Consider the following 25,580-nt stretch of genomic DNA (forward strand, 5'->3'; position numbering starts at 1 on the left):
CGACACGTGTAGTCATCGGAGTGTGTCATGCGCGGCAAAACCATCGGGGACCAGGAACTGGCCCTGTTGCAGTACGTAGCAGAACAGGGCGGCGCCACCGTCGGTGAAGTGGCGGCGGGGTTTGGCGAAGAACGCGGGCTGGCCCGCTCGACCGTGCTGACCATGATGGAACGCCTGCGCGGCAAGGCCTACCTGCAGCGCAAGCAGGTGCAGGGCGTGTACCGCTACGCCGCCACCAGCGGCCAGGACAGCGTGGTGCAGGGCGCGGTGGCCAGCTTCGTGGAAAAGACCCTGCAGGGCTCGGTATCGCCGTTCGTGGCCTTCATGTCGCACAAGGCCGAGGTCAGCGACCAGGAACTGGCCGAGCTGGAAGCGCTGGTCGCGCAGTTGCAGTCACGCAAGCGGGAGGGCTGAGCCATGGAGACGCTGATGATGGAACTGCTGGTGCGGCTGGGCTGGACCAGCGTGCAGAGCGCGGTGCTGGTGGGCCTGGTGTGGGGCGTGTGCCGGCTGCTGCCGGGCCTGCCGCCGTCCACGCGGGTGCGTTTGTGGTGGTTGGTGGCCCTGCAGGCGGTACTGGGCCTGGTCTGGAGCAGTCCGCTGGAGCTGGCGGTGTTGCCCGCGCCCGCGGCGCAGACCACGCAGGTGATCGCACTCCCTGCCATGGACGCCGCCGTTGCGGTGGCACCTGCGGCCGCCGACACGGTTGCGATGGCGGCGCCGGCCTCGGTGCTGTGGTCGTGGCCTGCCGTGCTGCTGGCGATGTGGGCGGCGGGTGTGCTGGTGATGCTGCTGCACAGCCTGCGTGGCTATCGCCACAGCCGCGCGCTGGTACGCGATGCAGTGGAGTGCACCGATGCCTCGCTGCAGGACGCATTGCAGCTGGCGGCCGAAGCACACGGCCTGCGCCGCGCGCCCGCCTTGAAGATCTCCGCGCAGATCCGCTCGCCGCAGCTGATCGGACCGTGGGCCCCGGTGCTGCTGCTGCCGGCGCGGGAATTGCCGGCGATGGCCGCCGATGACCTGGACATGGCGCTGACCCACGAGCTGGTGCACCTGCAGCGCCGCGACCTGTGGTGGGGCTTGCTGCCTGCGTTGGCGCAGCACCTGTTCTTCTTCCATCCGCTGGTGCATCTGGCCGCCCGCGAATATGCGCTGGCCCGCGAAGAAGCCTGCGATGGTGCGGTGGTGGCCGGGCATGGTCACTGCCGGCACGACTACGGCCGGCTGCTGGTGCAGCTGGGTGTGGCCCCGCGCCCGGCGGTGGGTGTGGCCAGTGCGTCGCCGAATTTCCGCAGCCTCAAACGTCGCCTGCTGAGCCTGCAGCAGACCCGCCGGTTCCCGCGCATGGCGGCCGTGGCGATCACTGCGGTGTTCGTGCTGGTCGGTGTGGCGCCGCTGCGGCTGGTGGCTGCGGTTGCGCCACCCCCGCCGCCGCCGGCTGCACCACGCGCCCCGTCCACGCCGCCGCCTGCGCCCTCCGCGCCGGTCCCGGCGCTGGCCCCGGAACCGATGACGGCCCCTGCGGCGCCGTCGCCGCCGGCACCGCCGATGGCACCGCAGGCGCCGCGCGCGCCGGCCTCACCGCAGGCGCTGGACGATGGCATGCCGCTGGTCACCCACGGCCAGCTCACGCTGTCCCGGCAACCGGCGCAGGCCTTCGTGCTGATGGGGGACGGCGACAACTTCGTGAATGCCTCGCTGGCCGACCTCAAGCAGGCGCGGCGCGACGCCCGCGATGGCGAACCGGTGCTGTGGGTACGGCGCGGGCAGGCCCGCTACCTGATCCGCGATCCGGCCGTGCTGCGGCAGCTGGGACGCAGCCAGAGCGAAGTGGCCGCGCTGGGTGAAGCCCAGGCGGACCTGGGCGATCGCCAATCGGAGATCGGCGAGCAGATGGCCAGGGTGAGCATGCAGGTCACCGCCGACGTCATGGCGCATCTGGATGTGGACGCGGTGACCCACGCGGCCGCGCAGCACGCCACCCTGGACGCGGCCGCCGAGGCCAACCAGGCGGCACGTCAGGCGCGCAAGGCCTCTGCCAAGGCCGTGGATGCGCAGCAGCTCGCCCGGGTGGCCCGCGAACAGGCCGAACTTGGCCGCGAGCAGGCGCGCCTGGCGCAGCAGCAGAGCCTGGCCTCGGCCCGCGCCGCACGTGACGTGCGCGCGGCGATCGACCAGGCACTGTCCAGCGGCAAGGCCGAGCGCCTGCGCGACTGACCGTATGGCAACGGCGGCCTGCGCAGCGACGCAGGCCGCCGCCTTCATCGGCTCACGCGATCAACCGCAGTTGGCGCGGACGATCTTGTTCTGTTCGTCCACTTCGATGCTGACGCGGTCTTCGCGGTAATCCATGGTCATGGCCATGCCCGGCTTGAGCACGCGTGCATGGCGGGCGCCGCTGTCCTTGACCGCTTTGGCGAGCACCGCCTCACTGGCGGTCTGGCCCACCAGGCCATTCAACTTCTCCGCATCGCAGCGGGCGGCACTGTCGGCACCGGCGGCCATGGGTTCGGACGTGGGGGCGTTGGTTTTCGGCGGCTGGCTGCAGGCGGCCAGTGGCAACGCACAACCTAGGGTCAACAACAGGGCAAGGCGCATGCGGTACTCCTCCCGGGGTCAGTAGCGGGCAGTGTGGTGGGTGCGTGCTTCACATCGCGTCAAAAGCCCATCGCCGCGTTCATTCACCCTGCAGTGCCAGCGTTTCCCGCGCGCGCTGTTCCTCGGCCACCAGCCGCAGCATCAACAGCGACAACGTCACCACGTCCTGGTGGTTGTGCTCGGCCACGCGGCGCAGGTTCACCGCGTTGCCCCCGCGCAGGTAGTTCAGCCATGCCGCCGGCGCTTCCGAACCGGGCAGGTCGTCTTCGCGGACGATCTGCAGCAGCTGCCGTTCGATGGTGGCCAGCCGGCAGTTCTCCCAGGTGCCGCGGTAGCGGCGGCGGGTCGGGAACAGCAGGTCCACGTGGTCCAGCGGGGTGATCGGGCAGCGCTGGCGGGCCAGCCGGTAGCGGGTCTTGAGCAGGGGCGCGTCGTAGCAGCGGCCGTTGTAGCTGGAGAACACGGTGGTGGGCTGCAGCCAGCCGGCGAACTCGCGCAGCATTGCGGTTTCGGCGGCCATGGTGGTCATCAGCAACTGGCGGATGCGCAGGCCGTCGCCCTGTTCGGGATGGGCATGCCAGTCGGCCGCCCCGATCATGAAAGCGCGGGTGCCGGTACCGCCGGCCAGGCCGGTGGTTTCGGTATCGAAGAACATCAGGTCCTGCGGCTGCACCTGGTCGCCCTCGCGCTTGGCGAAGGCCAGCGACAGCGGTTGGGTGGGAATGGGCTGGGGCAGGAACGATTCGATCAGGAACAGCCCGGGCGCGATCTCCTCGCCGGGCACATGGCGGTCCTGCGCGTTGGCACGTGGCGCGGGCGCGGCGGCGCTGCCCCGACCACGCAGGCCCAGCAGCCGGTGCAGGCTGCCCACGTCGGGCGTGCGCAGCGCCGGTGCGGGCGCTGCGGGCGTGCTGCTGGCCGCACCGGTGGGCTTGTGGCGGATTTCCTGTTCGACCCAGGCAAACACCGAGGCCGGCGCGGGGGAGCGTGCGCGCGCATCGTTGGCGGCGGCGGGGAGCGCGGCGGCGTGTGTCGGCCGACGGTCGGCGCCGACCGTTTCGTTGGGGGCTGCGCAGCGCCCGTGTCAGCGGCGGGCGGTGCACCCTCGCTCGCCTTCGTCCGCTCCCCCGCAGGCGCGGGGGTGGCGTCACCGGCCTGCCGGCGCAGCAGGCGCAGCTTGTCCAGGCTCAGGCTCACTGCGGCACCACCTCGGCATGCACGCGGTCCTGCGCGTCGGCGCCGGGCAACGCCGGGGCATCGAACAGGTCCAGCACCTTCAGCGCCAGCGCCCGGGGCGTGGTGGCATCGTCTTCCTGCCCGGCCAGCACCGGACCCACGCAGGCCGGGCAGCCGGCCTTGCAGTCGCAGCGCTGCACCAGCTCGCGCGCGCGCTGCAGCAGTTCGCCCTGGCGCAGCCACAACGGCTCGCTCAGGCCCACGCCACCGGGGAAGTTGTCGTACAGGTACACGGTGGGCACGAACTGCTGCTGCAGTTCGATCGCGCTGGCATCGAACTCGGCCCCGCGCAGCTGCCCGCGGCCGCTCTGGTCGGCCACCGCGAACCAGGCGCCATCGCCGTTGCCCACCGCCTTCTGCAGGTCGCGCGCGTCGGCCATCACCGCCACGGTGGCCACGATGTGCAGCGCATACGCCGCGCCCAGGAAACCATCCAGCGCTTCCTGCTTGCTCTCGAACGCGGTCAGCAGCAATGCCTGCGGCAGCTGCCACCACACCGCGGTGGTGTGCAGTTCCTGGTCGGGCAGGTTGACCGGGCCGTAGCCGATGTTTTCGTGGGTGTAGTAGCGGATCTTCTTGTAGCCGGCCACGCGGCGCACCACGTGTACTTCGCCATGGTGCGCATCGCCCTGCCCGGCAATGCAGCCGTCGAAGCGGTCCAGCACCTTGAGCTTGGTGAAGTCGATGCTGTCGGTGTAGTAGTCCACGTGGGTGCGGGTGACGTAGGCCTTGCGGCCGTCCCAATCCAGCCGCTCCACCTGGTACGGCGTGGACTGCACCATGTGGATGGCGCCTTCATACAGGGTGAGCGCGGCCGCCGAGTAATCCACCTCGGCGATGATCTGCTGCTTGCCGTCGCTGCGGTCGACCACCACGAAGTTGCCGTCGGCCACCGAACGCAGGCTCACCGCGTTGGCCGGGTAGCTGTCGGCGATCCACTCCCAGCGGTCGCCTTCGCGGTGGATCACCTCGGTTTCGGCCAGCGCTTCCAGGAACACCAGCGGGTCGATCGGTCCGAACGGGTCGCCGGCCAGGAACGGCAGTTCGAAGGCGGCGCAGCGGATATGGTCGAACAGGATCAGCGGCTGGTCCGGGGCGATGCGCGCGTGCTCGGGCGAGGCGTCGGCGAAGAAGTCCGGGTGGCGCACCACGTACTGGTCCAGCGGCTGCGAGCTGGCCACCATCACCCCCAGCGCGGGCTGCTGGCGGCGCCCGGCACGGCCGAAGCGCTGCCAGGTGGCCGCCACGCTGCCGGGGTAGCCGTTGAGCACCACCACGTCCAGGCTGCCGATATCCACGCCCAGCTCCAGCGCCGAGGTGCTGACGATGCCGTCGATCAGCCCGGCCCGCATGGCACGCTCGGTCTCGCGGCGCTCGGTGGGCAGGTAGCCGCCGCGGTAGGCGCGGATGCGCGCGGGCTTGCGCGGGTCGTGGTCGAAGATGTCCTTGAGGTACTTGGTGAGTACTTCAACCATCAACCGGCTTTGCGCGAAGATCAGCGTCTTCAGCCCGGACTTGATCGCGATGCGGGCGATGCGGTTGCTCTGCGAACGCGCCGAGGCACGCAGGCCCAGGTCGGCGTTGACCACCGGCGGGTTCCACAGCAGGACATGCTTCGGCCCGCTGGGCGCGCCGGATTCGGTGATGGCGGTGACCGGGGCTTCGATCAGCGCCTGCGCATGCGCCTGCGGGTTGCCGATGGTGGCCGAGCACAGGATGAACTGCGGCTCCACCCCGTAGAACGCGCAGATGCGCTTGAGCCGGCGCAGCACGTTGGTGACATGGCTGCCGAACACGCCGCGGTAGGTGTGCACTTCATCGATGACCACATAGCGCAGGTTCTCGAAGAACTGCGCCCACTTGGTGTGGTGCGGCAGGATCGCCTGGTGCAGCATGTCCGGGTTGGAGACCACGATGTCGCCGTGCAGGCGGATCGCCTGGCGCGCATCGCCGGGCGTATCGCCGTCGAAGGTGAAGGCTTTCACGCCCAGGTCGCCGGCGCGGTTGAGTTCCAGCAGCTCGGCCACCTGGTCCTGGGCCAGCGCCTTGGTCGGGAACAGGTACAGCGCCTTGGCCTTGCCCTGCATGGCCGCACTCACCACCGGCAGGGTGTAGCACAGCGACTTGCCGCTGGCGGTGGGGGTGACGATGGCCACGTGCTCGCCGCGCTGGGTGGCATCCCACGCCTCGGCCTGGTGGCTGTACAGCTGCTCGATGCCGCGCGCCTTCAGGGCGGCGGTGAGCGCGGCCGGCACGTCGGCCGGGATCGGCGCGTAGCGCCCTTCGCGGCCGGGGATGGTGAAGCTGCCGGTGATGCGGTCGGCGTAGCGCTGCTGCAGGCGCGCGGTGAGCAGCGCGCCGTTGCGCGAGGGCAGCCCGTCGGTGGTGGACAGGCGGCGCTCGGCATCTTCGGTGCGCTTGGCGAGTTCGTAGGCCATGGGAACAACGGTCTGCAAAGGACGCCATGGAACCACAGCGGCGTCTCAATGTTTGAGACACACCGCGGGTGGTGGGTGAATGATTCAGCGCGTGGGTGCGGGACGTGTGGCCAGCGCGGCCACCGCAGCGTCTAGGCAGCCAGCACCGCTGCCAGTATCACCAGGAGCAGGCGTACGCCCGGCGTCATTGGTGCTGCCGGGTCTCGGCATCCACGGAGGGAGCCCATGTGGCGTGATGGAAGTGCGTCTGGCGGGTGCAGCGCAGCAGCAGCAAGGTCTGTACGCCCAACAACAGCACTGCCAATGCACGCCAGACACTGTGGACAAGTGCCGCGGTGAAGGGCGAGGCCTCTGATCGGGTATCGATGTGCAGGCGCAGGCCGTGGACGTCGTGCTCGCGCCCGACCACCCAACCGCGCAACGCGAACGGGCGCTGCTGGCTCACCTGGTCGCGGGTGTGTTGCCAGTGCTCCAACGGTGCCTCCACTACCGAGGGACGGATGTCAGCGGCCCGATGCACGTCGATCAGCACCAGGCCGTCGGTTGGCGTTGCCAGCGCGATCGAACCGATGTCCGCCAGCTTGTGCTGGGCGAACTCACGCACAATGGCCAGCTGGATCTCGTACAACGCTTTCAGGTCCGCTCCGCCCAGGTACACCGTGTCGTCGTGGGCCTGCGCCAGGCCCCGGAGGGTGTCGGAAAGATACTCCCAGCGGTTGCCATCGACGCGCGGCACGCGTCCGCCCGCTTTTTCCTGAAGCGCTGGCAGCAATAGCTCCAGTAGGCGGTCACGCAAGGCGTCGCAAGCCACAACACCCTCCAAGCACACCCGTTCAAGTGCCTCCACCAGCGGTGCCACGCCGAGGATCCGGTTGCGGTGGCCTGCGGTGGACCGGCTCGGAAAGGTCGACTGCAGCGCCAACAGTTCGAGACGACTTATCTCCACGCGCATGGCATCGTCGCGGTCCAGCAGGTCCAACGTGGGGGGCAGCACGATCCCAGGAAGCTCGATCGCCGGGCCACCCCACAGCGTCTGCCGACAATCGGATTGCGCCAGGGTATGGCCGGCAGCCAGCAGCGCAGCGATACCGCAGGTGCCGTCACCCTGCAGGCTGACCCGATCCCCTGGTCGCGGCGGAGCGGCCAGTACGGTGGCTGGCGTGGGGTCGCTGCGCAGGGCCGGGACATGCAGCGCATGACGGGCAATGCGCAGGTCGTCAAAGACGGCGTTCCCGGCCTGCAGCGACCACAGCGTGGCCAGCATTGCCGTCCCCAACCAGACCAGGTGGCGGCCCAATGTCGACGGGGGCAGGCGGCGTGCCTCTTCGACCAGCGAACGGCCGGGATTCAGCGACAACAGATACCGATCAGCAGTGCGAACCTCGGCAATCACTGGTTGCCCCAGCGGAAGTGCATGGCCGGTGCACCAGTGGCGCGGCGCATTGACTTGCACATTGCCGATCTCCAGGACAGGGGTGTCGATTTCGACCTGGCCAATGGGCTGCGGGCGTGGCTCCCCAAGGGTGCCTTTGAACTGGTTGACGGTACCTGCCGCAGGCAGCGGTCGGCGACGCGGGCGGGTGAGTGCCACGCCGACTGACGCGCTTACGATGCCGGCCACCAGCATCAACCAAGGCAGGTCCAGCACGCGCATGGTGCCCAGCCACAACAGCAGGCAGGCCAGCAAGTAGCAGCCGGCGCTCGGCAGACCCAGCCACTGCGGCTGGCGGAGGGCCCGTTCCTCAGGGGTTTCCTCCCGCTGAGCAGGCAGGTCCGAGGAGCAACAATCGATTTGGGGCCCGGCTACCGGAGCCAAGCCCTGCCCCTGGGCCGCATCATCGACAGGAGGTGCGGGCGTGGTCTGCCGTTCTGTGGCCAACCATGCATAGTGCTCTGCCTTTGCTACCTGTTCGCGCACCAGTCCTGCGGCTATGTCGAACCCGTTCATGCGCACGACGATCGCTTGCGAATGACCGAGTACCACCTCGGCACGGGGCTGCGCCGGCACGAACTGGCGCGCGTCGTAGGGCAGCACCACCTCCACCTCCCCCAGCCGTTCATGGAGTAGCTGCGCCTCGTCATGCTCGAGGCTGTAGGGACCTGCCAGGTTTCGGACCTCCCGCGATTCAGCCAGCTGCCCGGTCAACCGAAAAGGTTCCAGCGCAGCGAACTCCGCTTCATCCAGCGCGCGCACGACTGGCGTCTTGCGCAGTGCCCTGATCGCATACCGTGCATCGCGACGTCGCCCGGCGTAGATGACTGCGCCCAGCAGCGACAGCAGCAGGATCAGGAGCTTGGCAAACACCAGAAAGGTGAGCATGGGCGGTTCCAGGCACGGGTGAACCGCACAGCGTCGCCCTTGCCGTGCACGGCGACAATGCAACATGTTGCAATGTGGCGTCACACACGGGCTGAACGCCGCTTGCGCCACGCAACGAAATCTGAATCCTGGCACGGTATCCTCGCCGATGAACGCACCGGAGATTGGTAGAGCGCCGTGTCACGACGTGGACCGCAGGGAGCACTTCTGATCAGCATGTTGCTGGCCAGCATCGCGCACGCGCAACAGGCCGCGCCGAGCATGTCGCCCGCGCCGGTGGCGTCGACCGACGTGGCCGCCCCACCGCCGCAGGACAGCGTCACCACGCTGGGCGAAGTACGCGCCATCAAGCCCGATGAAGACGTGCCGCTGGATCTGTACCGGTTCAAGAGCCCGGTGCAGGCCGAAAACAACCGCTTCAGTCGCTCCTGGCGCGAGCCGCCCACTCCAGAGCAGGTGAGCATGAGCGGCGGCTACGTGATGATGGGCATCTACTACGGTATCGCCAAGGCCGCGCAGGGCATCCATACGATCACCGGCGCACCGGACCAGATCCAGTCGGCCATCGCCCGCCCGCCGCCGCAGCTGACCGAACAGCAGCAACTGCGCGCGCTGCAGTTCTGCGATCCGCAGCAGGGCTGCGTGGCACCGCCGCAGAAGTGACCGGCTATCCTGTCGCCCCGCCACGCCCGCTTACCGCCATGTCCCTGCGCTCTTTGTTCCTGCTTGCCGCACTGCTTCCCGTCACGGCCATGGCCAGTGGCAGCGCCGACGATGGCAGCTGCCGCAACGGCGCCTTTCCCTCGGAACAAAGCGGCTTCGCGCTGGCCAAGGTGGTCGGTGCATCGCGGCTGTACCTGTTGAGCGACACGGAGGGCTGCCCGGCGCGCGGTGAACCGGCGTGCCGCCAGCGCAGCTACGTGGTGCCCGGCGATACGCTGATCACCGGGCGCGACAACAGCGGGTACCGCTGTGCGTTCTTCCCCAACAAGGGGGGCGGCAGTGCGGGCTGGGTAGCCAGCACGCGGCTGCAGCCGCAGCCGCTGCCACCGCCGACGCTGCAGGCATGGGCCGGCGACTGGCGCGATGGCGATGACCAGCTGGTCATCGGCGTGCGGGGTGGCCAGTTGCACGTGGAGGGCGATGCCTACTGGCCGTCGGCCAATCCCACCCCGGAGGTGCGCCCGTACGGGCCGAACATGGGCCAGGTGGAGGCGCTGGCCGCGCCGACGGGGAACACGGTGGCGTTCCAGGACGCCACCTGCACGCTGCGCGCCCACCTCCTGGGCGACTACCTGATCGTGGCCGACAACAGCGAATGCGGTGGCATGAACGTGCGCTTCAACGGTGTGTACCGGCGTACCCGCCCGCAGCGGTAACACCGGACAGGGCCCGGCGCGAGGGTGGCCGGCCGGGCCAGGACACGACAACCACGTGCGTCAGGCTGCCAGCCCGGGTACCGGGCGGGTCTGCATGTCCGCGTCCAGCGCGCGGCGGCGCGCCCGGGCCCGGGCCACCCCGCGCCACAGCAGCGCGGCTTGGCCCAGTGCCAGCGCACTGGCCAGCAACAGGGCCAGGGTGCTGGCAGCGGCGGCCACGATGCGGCGCTGGTCGGCATCGGTATTCACCTCCAGGCGCAGCCCGGCGGCGTCTTCGTGGCGGTCCACCACCAGGCCGTCCACCGTGAACGGCACCGGCGTGGCCAAGGTGGTCATCGCCTGCTCCCAGCGATCCAGCACCGATTCGGCACGCACGTCGGCCGCATCGAGCCGCACCGCGTCGGTATCGCCCCGCAGGTCATGCGGGGTGCGCCAGCACCACGCCGCCCTGCTGCAGCGACAGCAACTGCGGGGCAAGCGTCTGCAGCTGCCGCGCGATGGCGATACCGGCATGGCCACGGGTAATGTCCTGCAGCGCGCTCAACTGATGCGATGGCATCAGCATGCCGTCGTTGCCTTCCTCGACGGCACGGCGCAGTTCGCGGGCCAGGAGTGGCCAGCTGTCCAGGGCGAGTTCCTGGCCGTCCACGTCTGCCGTGGCGGCAAGCTCGTCCACGATCTCGCGCTTCAGCGCGTCGCAGTCCTCCAGGCCGGCGGCGCACGCCTGTTCGACGACCTCCACCAGGTTGCCCATGCCACTCACGATCTTGCCGCCGCTATGCTGCGCCGACAGTGCGGCCTGTGCGTAAGGATCGCTGCCGGCCTGCTGCAACATCAGCAGGCGCAGCATGGCCGACATGTTGTCTTCGCGGACGCTGACATAGTCGCCGCGATACAGCGACAGCAGCGCGTCGGGCATCTGCAGCCCGGGCAGCCTCACCGGCGTGCCACCCCAGCGCACGCGGCTGCAATCGGGCAGCACGATGGCCGCATCGATGTCCTGCAGGGGAGTGAGGGCGAGTTCGCACTGGCCTTCGCCGCGCAGCCTGACCCGGTCGCCACCGCGGGGTGGCCGCTGCGCCAGCGAAGCCGCAGTGGCATCGCTGCGGGTCTCTCCGCCACGCACGCCCTGCCACGCCAGCGCCATGTCGTCGGTGACGCCATTGCTGTTGAGCAGCGCGGCCAACAGTGCCACCAGCCCCACGGCCAGCAGCACCACATGATGGCCCCAGCGCGCCGCCGGGAAGCGACGTGCTTCGTCCACCTGCGACCACGCGCTGCCCATCGCCAGCACCTCGCCGCTGGTCGCCAGGATCTCCACCTCCACCGGCTGTCCGAGCGGCAACCGGCCGGAGCGCTGCCAATGCGCCGGCATCTGCACCTGCAATGCATCGCCAAGGAAGTAGTGATAGGTGCGCAGGGCTGCATTGGTCGGATTGGGCAGCTCCACCAGGCGCAGCGGCCCGTGGACGCGGTTCACCGCCAGCGGCTTCGCCGGCGCGGCCGGGGCGGGGCGCCGCCACTGCCACCACACCGCTGCGCCGGCCATCGCCAGTGCCGCCAACAGCAGCGGCACGCGTGCACCGCCGAGATCGGCATTGGCCACTACCAGCATCAGGACGAACGCGAGCACCCAAAGGCCGGCCATCTTCCACACGCGCGAGATGGGCTGGCGCAGTGCCGCTTCCTCGGGCGTTTCCACGCGCCGTTCCCGTACCTCCACGGGCGTTTCTGCGATCTGTTGCACGGGCCTGCTGAGCGTGGCGTCGGCATCCGCAGGGTCCTTCTGACCCGGCAGGGGCGGCGGCAGTTCGTCGTCGGCGTGGGCGCTTGCCTGCTGCAGGGTGCGGGCACGGCCGTCCACCACGGTGAAGCCGTTGAGCCGCACCACAATGGCCTGTTTGGCGCTCAGCACCACTTCGGCATCGTTGTCGTCGTCGTGCAGGAACGCCGGCGCGTCGTAGGGCAACAACACCTCCACGTTGCCCAGCGTGTCGTGCAGGGTCTGGGCGCCGTTGACCTCGAGGCCATGGCGGCTGAAGCGTCCACGCAGCGCCCGTACCTCCGGCGTCCAGCTTAGTCCGCCGGCCACGCGCAGCGGCTCCAGCGCCAGTGCTTCGTCGGGCGTCAAGGTGCGCAGCACGGGTGCTTCGCGCAGCTGCGCCAACGCACCGTGATTGTCGCTGCGACGCGACTTGTAGGACAGGAAGCTGAAAAGGGCCACGCCCAGCAGCACCAGTTTCAGGATGATCCAGAACGTCATCGCGTTGCTCCCGCGCGTGTGCGGTTGGGCCCGGACGGATCGGGCAGGAAACGCGTGCGATCGGCGCACGACATCATGTCGTTCATGGCTCCCTCCATTGGAGCGGCATTTGGCGGGCGCTAGTCTGCCGCGCGCGGCCGGATAGGGCAAATGGCATGCCTGCGTTTCTTGCGTGAGGCCGCTCGCGGTGCAGCGGCGACAGCACGCCGACCGCTACGAATACCGGGCGTTGTAAACGCGTCAGCGCGGCGGCGGTGGCGGTGGGCTGTACCCGGCATCGGGGGTGACGGTCACCGCCTGCAACGTCATCGGCTCGGCATCGGGCTGTTCAACTGACGCGATCGGCGCGGGCTGTGCAGCCGCTTCCAGCGCCTGGATGATGGCCTGCTGGCGTCGCTGGCCGTCGGCCACCTGCATCGCCATCATCTGCGCAGCGAATTCACGCTGACGCTGCTTGGCCACGTGGTCGCGCAGCAGCAGCCCGCCCACCAGCAGCAGTGGCACGGAAAGGAGCAGCACTGAGGCGATCAGCTGCGTGCGCTGGGAGGGGGTGTTCGACGGCTTTTCCATGTATGCGTGACCTGTCCTTGGTGTGCAGTGCGCAGGTAGTTTGCACGAGGCAGTCATGGCATGCAGAAACGGAGCGCACGTTGTGATGAATGGTGGCTGTGCGGGCAGCGTGCCGGGTTACGGTGTGCCGCGCGGGCGCCAACGCTCCAACCACCACAGCAGGCCGGCCACCACGAGGAAGCCAAGCAGCCACGGCCAGCGCGGGCCGGGCGCGGGAACGACCGCGGCGGTCGATGCGGCGGTGGCAGTGCCCAGCCGCAGCGCGGTGGCATCGCGGGTCTGCTGGCGGTGCATGGCCTGCGCGCGCGCCGGGTCGAACACGTAGAACGCCTGGGTGCGCGTGCCGATCTGCAGGTGGTGCCAACCTGCCTGCTGCGGCCAGTAGCCGGCACAGTGATCGCCCGCGGTATCCGGGTCGATGTGCAGCGCTACCGTGGTGCCCTGCGGGCTGCGCACGGTGGTGCCGTCGGCCAGCGCGCACAGCGCGATGCGTTCGCCGGCCCAAGCCGTGGCACTGCCCAGGCGCACCGATGCAGGGGTCGCCAGCGGGCGCGCCAGCGTCGCCACCACGCTGCTCCACAGCTCGGCATGACGATCGTCGCGGCCGGCCAGCACCAGGCGGTAGCTGTCGGTGACGGGCAGCAGCGCGAGGCGACCACGGCCCACATCGCGCCAGCCGCCCAGCGCGGCACCGTTGGCATCGCGCAGCAGCGGCGTGGCATCCAGGGCGCGCTGGTTGAACTGCTCCAGCGCAGGCAACGGGGCGTTGTGCGAGGTGCTGTCCGCTTCGTCGATGGCGGCGGTGGGTGCGCTGGCCGCGCGCTGCGGGCCACGCCGCGCCTGCAGCAGCGCAGGATCCGGATCGGCGGCCAGGCGCAGCGGCAGGCTCTGGTTGCTGCCGCTTGTCGCCAGGCCCCAGTTGCGCAGTGTCTGCCGCGTGCCATCAGTGAGCGGGCCGCTGCTGCGCACCAGTACGCCGAGGCCATCGCGCAGTGCCTGCTGCACGACCGCGCGCTGGGGCGGGCCAAGCGCGGCCACGCTGCGCTCATCGAGGATCAGCACATCGGTCGCGGCCAGACGCGCGGCGGTCAGGGCCACGGGTGCGTCGCCGAGCACCACCCCGGCGCCCGCACTGGCCTGGGCGTGCAGCTCCAGGCCGGTATCGGATGCCCAGCGGCGCAGGTATTTCAGCTCCGGCGTGGGGGCGCCGGCCAGCACCAGCACCCGCACGCCGGGGGCGTCGTCGGTCTGCAATGGCACGGGCACGGTATCCACCACGTGCCTGTCGGCGTCGAGCAGGCGCAGGCTGAATTCGCTGCGGCCGCTGGCACGGGCAACGCCGTCCAGCGCGACGCTGCCATCGCGGCCGGGCGCGGCGCGGTCCACGACGATGCCGGCCGGATCAAGCAGTTCGGCGCGCGCACCGGCCACGCCCTGGGCCCGCGCCCGCACCGTGAACAGTGCGCCGGGAACGGTGATGGCCGGTGGTTCCAGAGCGACCCAGCCGCGGGGCGCGGCGGCAGGCTGCAGCGTGACCTGCCGGGGCAACGCGATGTCGCGGTCACGCGCCACCAGCCCATCGCCCTGCAGTAACAGGGCCTGCGTGCCGGGGTGCTGGCGCAATGCCGTGGCCAGGTCGGGCGCGACGCGGGTGCCGCTGCGCGCCGCGGCTTCCGGCAGTGCAATCACGCTGGCGTCGCCGGCTGCGTTCGGTGTGGCCGCCGCGTGGCCGGTCAGGATGGTCAGGCGCTGGGCTGCGATGTGCACCGGCGGTGGCAGCAGGGTGAGGTACAGCAGCGCGGCCGCGCCGACCTGCAGCACCAGCAGCGCGACGATGCGCGCGGTACCGTGCGTGGGGTTGCGACGCTGCTGCAGCAGCGTGCGAACGCTGCCGATCAGCACGATGGCCAGCAGTGCCGACGCGATCCAGACGGCGTCATTCATCGCGGGGCCTCCAGGGCATCCAGGTAGGTCTGGCCCATGCGATCGGGAGGCGTGCGCCGCGACACCTGCGGACTGGGCCGCGACAACGCCCGCCACAGGCGCGCGCGCAGCACCGCACGGCACTCGCCGCAGTCCGGTGCAACCCGCAGCTCTTCGATGGCCGCGGCCAGGCTGAGCGGATCGGGCAGGCGGCTGTCGTTGCGCTGCAGCCACTGCGCGATGGCATCCAGGTCGGGCGTGCTGGCCGGATCGGCAAGCTGTTGCCAGGCGCTCACGATCGCCGGCTCGGGGGCGGGCACGGCGGCGATGGGCAGGGTGCGGCTGCCGAGGTCGGTGCGGTCGCCGCTGAGCCGACGGCTTTCATCGATGGGCGGCAGTTCCGGACCCACCCGCGCCAGATAGATGCGCTCGGCCTGCTGCACCTGCTTGATGAAGGCCAAGGCCTTGTTGGCGTAGGGCAGCGCGGCGTCGGGCCGGCCCTGGCGCAGTTCGCCTTCGGACGACCACATCTGGTCCAGGGCGGCTTTCAGCGTGGCGCGGGTCTGCGGGTCGAGCAGGGTGGCGGCTTCGGCGTGGTCGTGGGTGTGGCCGTACTCGGACAGCACGTCGGTGGCGCTGCCGAACACCGGCGGTGCCTCCGGCGTGGCGCCTGCATGGTCATGGCCGTCATGGCCGGCCTGCGCGGGGTCGCTTTTTTCGGCCTGCGCATGGGCGTGTGCATCGGTGTCGTCGTGCGCATCGGCCGTGGGGGTGTCGCTGGTGGGCAGCGCGTCGCTGGTCGGCGGCGGCTTGGCGCCGCCTTCGCTTTCCTCGCCCAGGAACTGGCCGTAGCGCAGGCGCAGGATGCGCTGGTCCACGCCGATGGCATCGGCGCGCTTGATGAATTCTTCGGCAGGCAGCTGGCGACGCAGTTTGATCAGCGCCTCGGCGTCGATGATGATCTGGCGCTGGCTGCGGAAGTAGGCGGGCAACGTCTTCTTGACCATGCCTTCCAGTTCCGCGCCCTGCACCTGCTCCACGCTGGGCAGGCGCAGGATCACGCTGGTGCTCTGCGCGGTCTGTGGCGTGGGCACACGGTTGTCGCGCACCTGCAGTTGGGCGATCACATCGTTGCCCGGCTCGGCACCCAGCGCGGCCAGGTCCAGCGTGCGCGCGAAGCGGCGCAGCGTGGGCGTGCCGCTGCTGGCCAGAGTGAGGGTGTGTTCGCGGAAGGTGATGTTCTCGCCGCTGCCCTGGGCCAGGGTGATCTTCAGCTGGGCATCGGCAGCCACGCCGTGGTCGTCGCTGGCCTCGAACTGCAGCACCCACTGCCGCTGCCCGGGCGTGCCCAGTACCAGCGTGCGGTCCGGGGCGAGCACGCGTACGCGCGGCGGCTGGTCGGGCAGCACATCCAGGCGGTACAGGCGTGGCCCTGCCAGCGCCGGTACGGTGACCACGCGGTACAGCGCGGGGCGGTCGGCGGTCCATGTGCCGGTCCAGGTGTCGCCCGCGCGACGCAGGGCGACACGGCGGCCATCGTGGAACTGCAGCACGGCCTCGCTGGGCTGCGCGCTGAAGCGCAGCGACCACTGCAGCGCGCTGCCCTGCGCGACCTTTGCATCCAGTGTGCTCTGTACCCGGGCCGGTTGCCCGGTGTAGGCCGGGGCGTTGATTGCCAGCCGGCTGGACTGCAGGCGCGGCGGTTGTGCGGGCGTGGCAAGTGGGGCGGTGACCGGCGATGGCCGCGCGGTGCCGCCGCTGGTACGCGGCCATCCCAGTGCCAGCGCGATCAGCACCAGCGCACCCAGCCAGGCCACCAGCAAGGCGCGGCGCGGCCACGCCGCGCGCAGGTCGGGCGTTCGCGCCTGCAACGCGGCGTGGACATGCGCGCGCTGCCGACGCTGCAGGGGGTTGAGCGCATCGTCGGGCGCGAACAGCAGGTCGGCGCTGTCCTGCAGTGCGGCGTGGCGGTCGAGCTGGCGTACCAGCCAGCGCCGGTCCAGCTGGCGGCTGCGCCAGGTGGCCAGTGCCACGCCGGCCAGCAGCGCCACCAGCAGCACCACCGTGGCGATATCGAACCCGCCCAGGCGCAACGCCACGGCCGTGGCGCCCAACGCGAGCGGCAATGCCAGCAGCAGCGTCGACCACCACCGGCGTCGGCGTGCCTGCCGCCAGCGCTGCTGCAGGGCGGGGATCATGCCGTCCCCCCACGCCGGGGCGATGTGGCCAGCCAGCGTTCAAGCGCGAACAGCAGCACGGTCAATGCCAGCAGCCACGGTGCAAGGTCGAGCGGCTGCGGCGTGGGCGCTCGGGCACCCTGCAACGGCGCGTGCGCGCGCGCGGCTACCCACTGTGGCGCGGCGACCGGACGAACCAGCTGCAGCAGCCGTCGCGGGAACTCCGGGTCGCGCAGGCCCGGCGACGCGGTCGGCGACACCGCCGCGTGGAAGCGCAGCAGACGCCCGCTGCCGACCCGGTACTCGCTGAGCATCGCCGCGCCCTCCGCATCGCGCAGCACCACGACTCCGGCCGCACCGGGCGGCGCCGGTGCGCTGCCCAGCACTGTGCCGCCGCCCGCCAGCCAGGCCTGCCAGGCCGGTGGCAGCGGGGCGGTGGACGGCCACACGCCGATCTCGTCGTTGCCGGGCACGGCCGCGTTGGCCGCTGCGATCGGCGCGGCGCTCCAGGCGCGTTGCACCGCATCGAACACGCGCTGCGCCTGTGCATCGGCATCCACGCCCAGGTGCAGGCGCGGCGCGCGTGCCGTCGGCTGCGCCGCGCTCGGCTTGGCCACCGCCAGCGGTTGCCACTGCACGGTGCGCGACAGTCGCGGGCGCTCGGCGTCGGCGCCCGGCATCGGGTCGGGCACGTAAACGGTCAAGGGGGTGCCGGCAGGCAATTGCTGGTCCAGCTCGCGCAGCAGGCTGGCCAGCGGCTGCGCGCCGGTGGGGGCGGCCTGTTCCAGCGGCGGGAAGCCCGGTGCCAGCCAGCGCCAGTCGGCGTTCGGCTGCTGTGCATGCTGCGCGGCGACATCCAGCCCGGGGGCCACCGCAACCACCGGATGCGTGTCGGCAGCGCTGCCCTGCAGTACCGGGCGCGCCAGCAGCAGCGCCAGGGCGGCCAGCAGCGCCAGGCGCACCAGCAGCAGCGGCCACTCGTCGAAACGAACGCGTTGGCGCGGCCGTACCTTGGCGCGCAGCCAGCGCAGGGCGGCAAACTCCAGCGGTGCGTACTGGTGGCGGCGCGCCAGGTGGACCAGCAACGGCACCAGCCACGCAGCCAGCGCCAGCAGGCCCAGCGGGAACAGCAGCGCCAGGCTCATGCGCCGCCGCCCGGCCCGAACAGCTGGCGCAGCGGTGCATCCAGCGGTTGGTCCAGGTAGCCCACCGCATACGCGATGCCGCTGGCGTGCAGGCGTGCCTGCAGGTCGCGCTGGGCCTGGGCGAAGCGGACCAGGTAATCGGCGCGGATGGCACGCCCGTCACCCAGCAGTTCCTCGCCGGTTTCCGGATCGCGGAAGCGGTGGCCGTCGGTGAACGGGAAGTCGCGTTCGTCGGCCCCCAGCAGTTGCACCTGCAGCACCTCGCGGCGCGCGGCGGCCAAGCGTTCCAGCAGCACGGTGCCGGCCGCGTCGAACCCATCGCCGAGGGCCACCAGCAGGTCGCCGGGCTGCACGCGCTCCCATACCGGGCGCAGCTTGTCGGCAGGTGGCCAGCCGCCGTGGGCCTGCAGCTGGCGCAGCAGCAGGTGCACGCGGTCGCGCTGGCGCGGGCCGCTGCCGGCGGGTATCAGCTGCACACCGTGGCCGTTGACGGCGATCACGCCGAAGCGGTCGCCCTGCTGCAGGGCCAGTTCGACCAGACAGGCGGCCGTGGCGCAGGCGTGGTCCAGGCGCGACCAGCCCGGGCGGGCGCGGTCGTGCTGGGCGGCCGAGGCGCTGGCGTCCACCAGCACCCAGCTGGTGATCGGGCTTTCGCGTTCGGATTCGCGCACGAAGAAGCGGTCCGAGCGGGCGTACAGCTTCCAGTCGATCTGGCGCAGTTCGTCACCCGGCTCGTAGGCGCGGTACTGCGCGAACTCCAGCCCGGCACCGCGGCTGCGGCTGGCATGCTGGCCGATGCCGTGCGCACCCCGCGCACGCCGCGGCAACAGACGCAGCGCCTTCAGGCGGCTGCGCACGTCGGCGGGAATGGCGATGGGGGCGTGCAGCGTCACGGCGGGCTCAGGCGGGGAACGGCACGGCCTGCAGCAGCGCGGCGATCACATCGTCGGCACTCTTCTGCTCGGCCTCGGCGGCGAAGGACAACAGCAGGCGATGGCGCATCACCGGTGCCACCAGCGCCTGCACATCCTCACGGGTGGTGGCGAAGCGGCCCTGCAGCAGGGCGCGCGCCTTGGCGGCCAGCACCAGCGACTGCCCGGCACGCGGGCCGGCGCCCCACTTCACCCACTGGTTGATCGCCTCCGGCGCGGTGGTGCCCGGGCGGCTGGCGCGCACCAGCCGGGTGATCCAGGTGAGCACGTCATCGCTGACATGCACCTGGCGCACGGCGGCCTGCAGGGCCAGCACGTCGTCGGCGTCCATCACCTTGGGTACGCTGCCGGTCGCGCTGCCGGTGGTCTGCAGCAGGATGTCGCGCTCTTCCTGCTCGGTGGGGTAATCCACGCGCACGTGCAGCAGGAAGCGGTCCAGCTGCGCTTCGGGCAACGGGTAGGTGCCGGCCTGCTCGATCGGGTTCTGCGTGGCCAGCACGAAGAACGGGGCAGGCAGGGTGTAGGTGGTACCGGCGTAGCTGACCGTGCGCTCCTGCATGGCTTCCAGCAGCGCGGCCTGGGTCTTGGGCGGGGTGCGGTTGAGCTCGTCGGCCAGCAGCAGGTGGGTGAAGATCGGGCCCTGCTGGAAGCGGAAGTGGCGGTGCCCGGTGCCGTGGTCTTCCTCCAGCAGCTCGGTACCCAGAATGTCGCTGGGCATCAGGTCCGGAGTGAACTGCACCCGGCGGAACTGCAGTTCCAGCGCCTGGCCCAGCGACCGCACCAGCAGGGTCTTGCCCAGCCCCGGCGCGCCTTCGAGCAGGCAATGGCCGCCGGCCAGCAGGCCGATCAGCAGCTGTTCCACCACCGCGTGCTGGCCAACCACGGCCTGGCCCAGCGCGCTGCGCAGGTGCTGCAGTTTGGGTAGAAGGGCATCAAGGCGGTCGGGGGTCATAAGGCACTCGCATCAATCGATGTAGAGCCACGCCATGCGTGGCTGAAGAATCAGGAATAAACTAGTTGTTCAACGCGTACATCACGATGTTCACCGCGAAACGGGTGTTGTCTTCGGCCAGGAACCGCTTGTTGCGCCAGTCGTAGTCCCACTCGCAGCCGTAATCCTTGTTGCTGTAGAGCAGGCCCAGCCGGCCGTCCACCTCGATGCCCTTGAGGTAGTCATGCACCAGGTCATCGCCCCAGCCATTGAGCTCGAAGCCGGTGGCGGGCGGCCCGTCGGGGAAGCGGAAGAAGCTGCGGTACAGCGCGTGGCTGTTGGGCAGTTTGTTCAGCGCCTTGGGGCCGAACAGCTTGGCCATCTGTGCCTCGAACGACTTGGCAAACAGGCCGTCGATGTCGTGGTTGCAGTCATCCACGAACACGAAGCCCCCGTTGCGCACATAGCGCACGAAGTTCTGCCGCTCGACGGCGTTGAACTCCACCAGCTTATGCCCGGCCAGGTAGCAGAACGGGGCTTCCAGCATGCGTGGATCGGACAGGGCGATGACATGCTCGGTCGGGTCCACGCGCAAAGAGGTGTAATCGATCAGCGAGGTGATCACGTTGGACGGCATGCGCGCATCCACGTCCCAGTCGCCGGAGTCGTACTTGAGGCGGGTGAACCAGAAGTCGTAACGACCGGCCTGGGCGCGCGCCAGTGAGGGCAACGCCGCGAATGCGGCGCTGCCCAGCAGCAGGCGCAGGAACTGCGCGCGGTTCATCCGTGCATCAGACCGCGTCGGACAACGAGGTGAAGGTGAAATCGCGCAGTTTCATCGGCGGAATCATCATCACGAAGTTCGACTCGTCACCGGCCACGCGCACCGGCTTGCCCAGCTCTTCGATGTTGTTGAGCATGATCACCGGCGACTCGTTGAAGCGGAAATTCTTCACCGGGTACTTGATCTGGCCGTTCTCGATGTAGAAGGTGCCATCGCGGGTCAGGCCGGTCAGCAGCACGGTCTGCGGATCGACCATGCGGATGTACCAGGTGCGGGTGACCAGGATGCCCTTCTGGGTGCCGCGCACCAGATCGGCGGTGCTCTTGTCGCCGCCGCTCATCAGCAGGTTGCCCGGGGTGGCATTGGCGGTCTTGCCCTGCTTCTGCGCCCAGAACCGGGTGTACTCCAGGTTGGCGACCTTGCCGTTCTCGATGATCGGCAGCTTGCCGCGCGGCATGCCTTCGCCATCCCACGGCAGCACCGGCGCTTCGGGGTGCCACGGGTCGGCATGCATGTTCACGCGCGGGTCGTAGACCTGCTCGCCCAGCTTGTTGCCGCCGCCCTTCTTGGACAGGAAGCTGCGGCCTTCATCGGCCGAGCGCGCGCTGAAGAAATTCATCATGAAGCTGATCAGGCCCGCCGCGGCGGCCGGCTCCAGGATCACCGTGTACTTGCCCGGTTCCAGCGCCTTGGCTTCCTGCGATTCGGTGGCCTTGCGCATCGCGATCTGGATGTCCTGGTCGGCCTTGAAGTCGGCGGCATCCTTGAGGTTGCGACCCACCCAGCCCGAACCGCGGCCATCTTCAGTGCGCACGGTGCAGGTGTAATCGAAGTTGGTGCTGCGCTGGTAGCCGAAGTTGCCGTTGCTGTTGGCGGTGGCGTAGAAGCCCTGGCCGTCTTCCAGGAAGCCGGCGGCGATCAGGCCCTTGCCGCGGCACGGGGCGATCGAGTCGGCGGCGACCTTGGCGCGGAACGCCGGGTCGATGGCGGCGGTGGACGCACTGAAGGTGGGGCTGGCGGTGTAGGCCTGCTTGCCGATGGCCGGCATGAACTCCGGGTTTTCCGGGGCCAGGCGGGCCAGGTCTTCGGCGCGGCGCACCACGCGTTCCAGCGCGGCATCGTCGAACTCGTTGATCGAGGCGGTGCCCACGCGCTTGCCAAAGGCCACGGTGACGGCCAGTTCGGTGTTGTCCACGATGCCGCTGGTGGAGACGTTGTTCAGCGCGAAACGGATGTTGCCGTTGATCGAGCCGGCCAGCACGGCGGTGCATTCATCGGCCTTGGACAGCGCGATGACCTTGTCGAGGATGGCCTTGGCTTGTGCTTCGGTGAAGATACTCATGATTCGTAGGCTCCTGACCGGTCAGCCGAGGCTGCGCGCGGTGTTGATGACGTTGATGCCGTTGAAGCGCGCGGTGGACGACCCGTGCGAGACCGCCGAGACCTGGCCCGGCTGGCCCTTGCCGTCGAAGAACGAACCGCCCAGGCGGTAGTCGCGTTCATCGGCCACGGCGCTGCAGGCGTTCCAGAATTCCGGCGTGCGGATCTGGTAAGCCACGTCTTCAAGCATGCGGGTGATCTTGCCGTTCTTGATCTCGTAGAACAGCTGGCCACCGAACTGCGCGTTGTAGCGCTGCTGATCGATGGAGAACGAGCCGTCACCGATGATGTAGATGCCGTTTTCCACGTCCTTGACCAGGTCGGCCACGCTCAGCGGGGTCTTGCCCGGCGCCATCGACACGTTGGCCATGCGCTGGAACTGCACGCTGGACCAGGAGTCGGCATAGCAGCAGCCGTCCGAGGCGGTCTTGCCCAGGATGTGGGCCTGGTCGCGGATGGTCTGGTAGTCCACCAGCTTGCCGTCGCTGATCAAGTCCCAGCGCTTGGTCTTGACGCCTTCGTCGTCGTAGGCCACCGCGCCCAGGCTGCCCGGCTGGGTCTTGTCGGCGAAGATGTTGACCTTGTCGCTGCCGTACTGGAAGTGCTGTTCGCGCTTGTCCAGGGTGGCGAAGCTGGTGCCGGCGTAGTTGGCTTCGTAGCCAAGCACGCGGTCCAGTTCCAGCGGATGGCCGACCGATTCATGGATGGTCAGCCAGGTGTGCGAGGGGTCCAGCACCAGGTCGTACTTGCCCGGCTTCACCGACGGTGCTTTCAGCTTCTCCTGCGCCTGCTTGGCCGCCGCGATGGCGTCTTCCTTCATGTCGTAGGAGGAGCTGTAGTTGACCACCCCGTTGGGGGTGAGCACCTTGCCGGCGGCGGCGCCATCGAGGTACTCGTAGCCCATGCCCATCGGCGCGGACAGGCCTTCGCGGGTGCGGAACTTGCCGCTGGCCTTGTCGATGGCGGTGATGGTCATCGGGGCCCAGATGCGGTGCACGTCCTGGTCGATGTAGGAGCCATCGGTGGAGGCGAAGTACTTCTGTTCGTTGACCAGGAACAGCATCGAATTGACGAAGCTGGCGCCGGCGGCCATCGCCGCGGCGTTGACGTCCAGCAGCAGGTCCACCTTCTCCTTGATCGGCACGTCCATCGCATTCTTGCGGATGGGGGTCTTCCAGCTCACTTCCCCCACGCCGGGTGCGGCGGCCAGCTGTACCGGCGCGGTCTGCACGCCCGAGTTTGCCTTGGCGATGGCGGCCGCCTGCTGCGCGGCGCGCGCCACGTCGGCGGTGCCCAGCTGGTTGGTGGCGGCAAAGCCCCAGGCGCCGTTGACGATCACGCGGATGCCCACACCGGTGGATTCGGTGTTGACCACGTTCTGCACCTTGTCCTCGCGGGTGATCACGAACTGGCGCAGGTAGCGCCCGATGCGGACGTCGCAGTAGGTGGCGCCGGCCTGGCGGGCAGCGGCCAGCGCGGCGTCGGCCAGGCGCTTCTTCAGCCCCAAGTCCAGCGTGCTGTGCAGCTGCTCGGCGGCGATCACCTTGCCGAAGAATGACGGCACGATCAGTCCGCCAGCGGTAAGCCCGGTGAGGGCGAGGAAGTCACGTCTTTGCAAGGCAGCTCTCCACGTCGGTGTGGGGGTGGCAGGGAAACGGCGACATCACAGCGACCGCCGGGGCGGTGGCCCCGATTCTTGCGGCCATCGGAAGGGGGCGTCAAATGACGAAATGCACGGTGGGCAGGGCATGCTCATCCCAGGCTGCGCGCGGTGTTGATGATGTTGATGCCATCAAAGCGCGTGGTCGACGAGCCATGCGACACCGCCGATACCTGGCCGGGCTGGCCCTTGCCGTCGAAGAACGAGCCGCCGAAGCGGAAGTCGCGTTCATCGCAGATCGCGCTGCAGGCATTCCAGAATTCCGGCGTGCGGATCTGGTAAGCCGCATCTTCGACCATGCCGGTGATCTGGCCGTTCTTGATCTGGTAGTACAGCTGGCCGCCGAACTGCGCGTTGAAGCGCTGCTGGTCGATGGAGTACGAGCCGCGGCCGTGGATATAGATACCGTTCTCCACGTCCTTGATCATGTCGGCCACGCTCAGCGGAGTCTTGCCCGGGGCCAGCGAGACGTTGGCCATGCGCTGGAACTGCACGCTGGACCAGGAATCGGCGTAGCTGCAGCCGTGTGATTCGGTCTCGCCCAGGATGTGCACCTCGTCGCGGGTGGCCTGGTAGTTGACCAGGATCCCGTCCTTGACCAGATCCCAGCGCTTGGTCTTGACCCCCTCGTCGTCGTAGCCCACCGCGCCCAGGCTGCCGGGGGCGGTCTTGTCGGCGAAGAAGTTGACCCGCTCGCTGCCCCAGCGGTAGCCGGCGTCGCGCTTGTCCAGGGTGGCAAAGCTGGTACCGGCGTAGTTGGCCTCGTAGCCCAGCACACGGTCCAGCTCCAGCGGGTGGCCGACGTTCTCGTGGATGGTCAGGAACAGGTTGGACGGGTCCAGCACCAGGTCGTACTTGCCCGGCTTGACCGACGGGGCCTTGAGCTTCTCGCGCGCATGCCGCGCCGCGGCGATGGCATCTTCCACCGGGTCGTAGGAATCACGGTAGGCGGTGATGCCGCCGGGCAGGGCGATCTTGCCGCTGGCGTCGCCATCCAGGAATTCGTAGCCCATGCCCATCGGCGAGGACAGCCCGGCGCGCGTGCGGAACTTGCCGCTGCTCTTGTCGATCGCGGTCGCGGTGAACGGCAGCCAGATGCGGTGCACGTCCTGGTCGATGAAGGAGCCGTCGCTGGAGGCGAAGTACTTCTGTTCGTTGACCAGGAACAGGGTGGAGTTGATGAAGTTGGCGCCGGCATTGAGCGCGGCGGCGTTCAAGCTCAGCAGCAGGTCGACCTTGTCCTGGATCGGCACGGCCATCGCGTTCTTGCGGATGGGCGTCTTCCAGCTCACCTCGCCCACGCCCTGCACGGGTGCCAGCTGGACCGGACGGGTCTGGATGCCGGCGTTGGCCCGGGCGATGGCGGCCGCCTGTTCCACCGCGGCCTTCACTGCGGCCGGTGTCTGCTGGTGCGTGGCGGCAAAGCCCCAGGCGCCGTTGACGATCACCCGGATGCCGATGCCCGACGATTCGCGGTTGGTGACGTTCTGCACCTGCGCCTCGCGGGTGATCACCGACTGGTTGAGGTAGCGGCCGATGCGTACGTCGCAGTAGCTGGCCCCCAGCCGTTTGGCGGTCGCCAGTGCCGCGTCGGCCAGCGCCTTCTTGCGGGCCACGTCGCCCGGCTCGAGCAGCTGCTCGGCGGCGATCAGGCGGGAGTGCGGCAGCATCAGGCCAGCCAGGCCCATTCCAGACAGCGTCAGAAACTCACGGCGTTGCACAGCTTGCGATTCCCCGGGTACGGTCGCGGGCAAGGCGCCGGCGACAGTGGACAAGTCCTCGACTTTCGGTGGCAGGCGGCAGTGGCACAAGTGACTGCGGTCATGGTTGGATGTGTCTTG

At 69.5% G+C, this 25,580-nt stretch carries 20 protein-coding genes; 4 read left to right on the forward strand and 16 right to left on the reverse strand.

Going from position 1 to position 25,580, the window contains the following annotated elements:
• Positions 1–27 precede the first annotated feature (27 nt).
• Both ACZ0AE_RS00225 and ACZ0AE_RS00230 read left to right on the forward strand, forming a co-directional pair.
• Complete coding sequence (locus ACZ0AE_RS00225) at positions 28–414, forward strand: BlaI/MecI/CopY family transcriptional regulator (protein WP_038691382.1); 387 nt, start codon at positions 28–30, stop codon at positions 412–414.
• Positions 415–429: 15 nt separating this feature from the next.
• Positions 430–2,220, forward strand: coding sequence for a M56 family metallopeptidase (locus ACZ0AE_RS00230; RefSeq protein ID WP_463600099.1), 1,791 nt, complete (start codon positions 430–432; stop codon positions 2,218–2,220).
• A 60-nt stretch (positions 2,221–2,280) separates the two neighbouring features.
• Here ACZ0AE_RS00230 and ACZ0AE_RS00235 read toward each other — a convergent pair whose 3' ends face one another.
• From ACZ0AE_RS00235 to ACZ0AE_RS00250, 4 genes are all read right to left on the reverse strand, one after another.
• Positions 2,281–2,601, reverse strand: a complete 321-nt coding sequence (locus ACZ0AE_RS00235) for an I78 family peptidase inhibitor (RefSeq protein ID WP_448132673.1) — start codon at positions 2,599–2,601, stop codon at positions 2,281–2,283.
• Between the two features lie 79 nt (positions 2,602–2,680).
• Positions 2,681–3,568: a ribonuclease H-like domain-containing protein gene (locus ACZ0AE_RS00240; RefSeq protein ID WP_463600100.1), complete on the reverse strand. Its 888-nt coding sequence runs from the start codon at positions 3,566–3,568 to the stop codon at positions 2,681–2,683.
• 226 nt (positions 3,569–3,794) lie between these two features.
• Positions 3,795–6,275 (reverse strand): DEAD/DEAH box helicase, encoded by a 2,481-nt coding sequence (locus tag ACZ0AE_RS00245; protein WP_463600101.1) that lies wholly within the window; start codon positions 6,273–6,275, stop codon positions 3,795–3,797.
• Positions 6,276–6,459: 184 nt separating this feature from the next.
• A complete protein-coding gene (locus ACZ0AE_RS00250) occupies positions 6,460–8,595 on the reverse strand; it encodes an IgaA/UmoB family intracellular growth attenuator (protein WP_463600102.1) in 2,136 nt (711 codons plus the stop codon).
• Positions 8,596–8,811: 216 nt separating this feature from the next.
• Between ACZ0AE_RS00250 and ACZ0AE_RS00255 the strand changes: the two genes are divergently transcribed.
• Together ACZ0AE_RS00255 and ACZ0AE_RS00260 are read left to right on the forward strand one after the other, a co-directional pair.
• Positions 8,812–9,258 (forward strand): hypothetical protein, encoded by a 447-nt coding sequence (locus ACZ0AE_RS00255; protein ID WP_463600103.1) that lies wholly within the window; start codon positions 8,812–8,814, stop codon positions 9,256–9,258.
• A gap of 38 nt (positions 9,259–9,296) precedes the next feature.
• Positions 9,297–9,974, forward strand: a complete 678-nt coding sequence (locus ACZ0AE_RS00260) for a hypothetical protein (RefSeq protein WP_463600104.1) — start codon at positions 9,297–9,299, stop codon at positions 9,972–9,974.
• A 60-nt stretch (positions 9,975–10,034) separates the two neighbouring features.
• Here the strand turns inward: ACZ0AE_RS00260 and ACZ0AE_RS00265 are convergent, their stop codons facing one another.
• The 12 genes from ACZ0AE_RS00265 to ACZ0AE_RS00320 all read right to left on the reverse strand — a co-directional run bounded on the left by ACZ0AE_RS00265 (position 10,035) and on the right by ACZ0AE_RS00320 (position 25,460).
• The gene (locus ACZ0AE_RS00265; RefSeq protein ID WP_463602122.1) at positions 10,035–10,451 is read right to left on the reverse strand and encodes a hypothetical protein; all 417 of its coding nucleotides are present in this window, start codon (positions 10,449–10,451) and stop codon (positions 10,035–10,037) included.
• On the reverse strand, positions 10,393–12,237 hold the full coding sequence (locus ACZ0AE_RS00270; protein WP_463600105.1) for an IgaA/UmoB family intracellular growth attenuator: 1,845 nt from the start codon (positions 12,235–12,237) through the stop codon (positions 10,393–10,395). The genes ACZ0AE_RS00265 and ACZ0AE_RS00270 overlap by 59 nt, the downstream gene beginning before the upstream one ends.
• Positions 12,238–12,477: 240 nt before the next feature.
• Positions 12,478–12,807 (reverse strand): hypothetical protein, encoded by a 330-nt coding sequence (locus tag ACZ0AE_RS00275; RefSeq protein ID WP_448132678.1) that lies wholly within the window; start codon positions 12,805–12,807, stop codon positions 12,478–12,480.
• Positions 12,808–12,924: 117 nt separating this feature from the next.
• Positions 12,925–14,751 (reverse strand): hypothetical protein, encoded by a 1,827-nt coding sequence (locus ACZ0AE_RS00280; protein ID WP_463600106.1) that lies wholly within the window; start codon positions 14,749–14,751, stop codon positions 12,925–12,927.
• The gene (locus ACZ0AE_RS00285; protein WP_463602036.1) at positions 14,748–16,925 is read right to left on the reverse strand and encodes a hypothetical protein; all 2,178 of its coding nucleotides are present in this window, start codon (positions 16,923–16,925) and stop codon (positions 14,748–14,750) included. The genes ACZ0AE_RS00280 and ACZ0AE_RS00285 overlap by 4 nt, the downstream gene beginning before the upstream one ends.
• Entirely contained in the window at positions 16,925–18,046 is a 1,122-nt protein-coding gene (locus tag ACZ0AE_RS00290) for a BatA domain-containing protein (RefSeq protein ID WP_463602037.1), read from the reverse strand. Before ACZ0AE_RS00290 ends, ACZ0AE_RS00285 begins: the two co-directional genes overlap by 1 nt.
• 2 nt (positions 18,047–18,048) lie before the next feature.
• A complete protein-coding gene (locus ACZ0AE_RS00295; protein ID WP_447591210.1) occupies positions 18,049–18,945 on the reverse strand; it encodes a DUF58 domain-containing protein in 897 nt (298 codons plus the stop codon).
• A 7-nt stretch (positions 18,946–18,952) separates the two neighbouring features.
• The gene (locus ACZ0AE_RS00300; RefSeq protein ID WP_463600107.1) at positions 18,953–19,936 is read right to left on the reverse strand and encodes an AAA family ATPase; all 984 of its coding nucleotides are present in this window, start codon (positions 19,934–19,936) and stop codon (positions 18,953–18,955) included.
• Between the two features lie 61 nt (positions 19,937–19,997).
• Complete coding sequence (locus ACZ0AE_RS00305; protein WP_463600108.1) at positions 19,998–20,699, reverse strand: DUF4159 domain-containing protein; 702 nt, start codon at positions 20,697–20,699, stop codon at positions 19,998–20,000.
• A 7-nt stretch (positions 20,700–20,706) separates the two neighbouring features.
• Positions 20,707–22,041, reverse strand: coding sequence for a TldD/PmbA family protein (locus tag ACZ0AE_RS00310; protein WP_463600109.1), 1,335 nt, complete (start codon positions 22,039–22,041; stop codon positions 20,707–20,709).
• A 21-nt stretch (positions 22,042–22,062) separates the two neighbouring features.
• On the reverse strand, positions 22,063–23,697 hold the full coding sequence (locus ACZ0AE_RS00315; RefSeq protein ID WP_038691354.1) for a TldD/PmbA family protein: 1,635 nt from the start codon (positions 23,695–23,697) through the stop codon (positions 22,063–22,065).
• A 134-nt stretch (positions 23,698–23,831) separates the two neighbouring features.
• Positions 23,832–25,460, reverse strand: coding sequence for a TldD/PmbA family protein (locus tag ACZ0AE_RS00320; protein WP_038691353.1), 1,629 nt, complete (start codon positions 25,458–25,460; stop codon positions 23,832–23,834).
• Between the last annotated feature and the right edge of the window lie 120 nt (positions 25,461–25,580).

This window comes from Stenotrophomonas sp. AC248 (assembly GCF_979258185.1).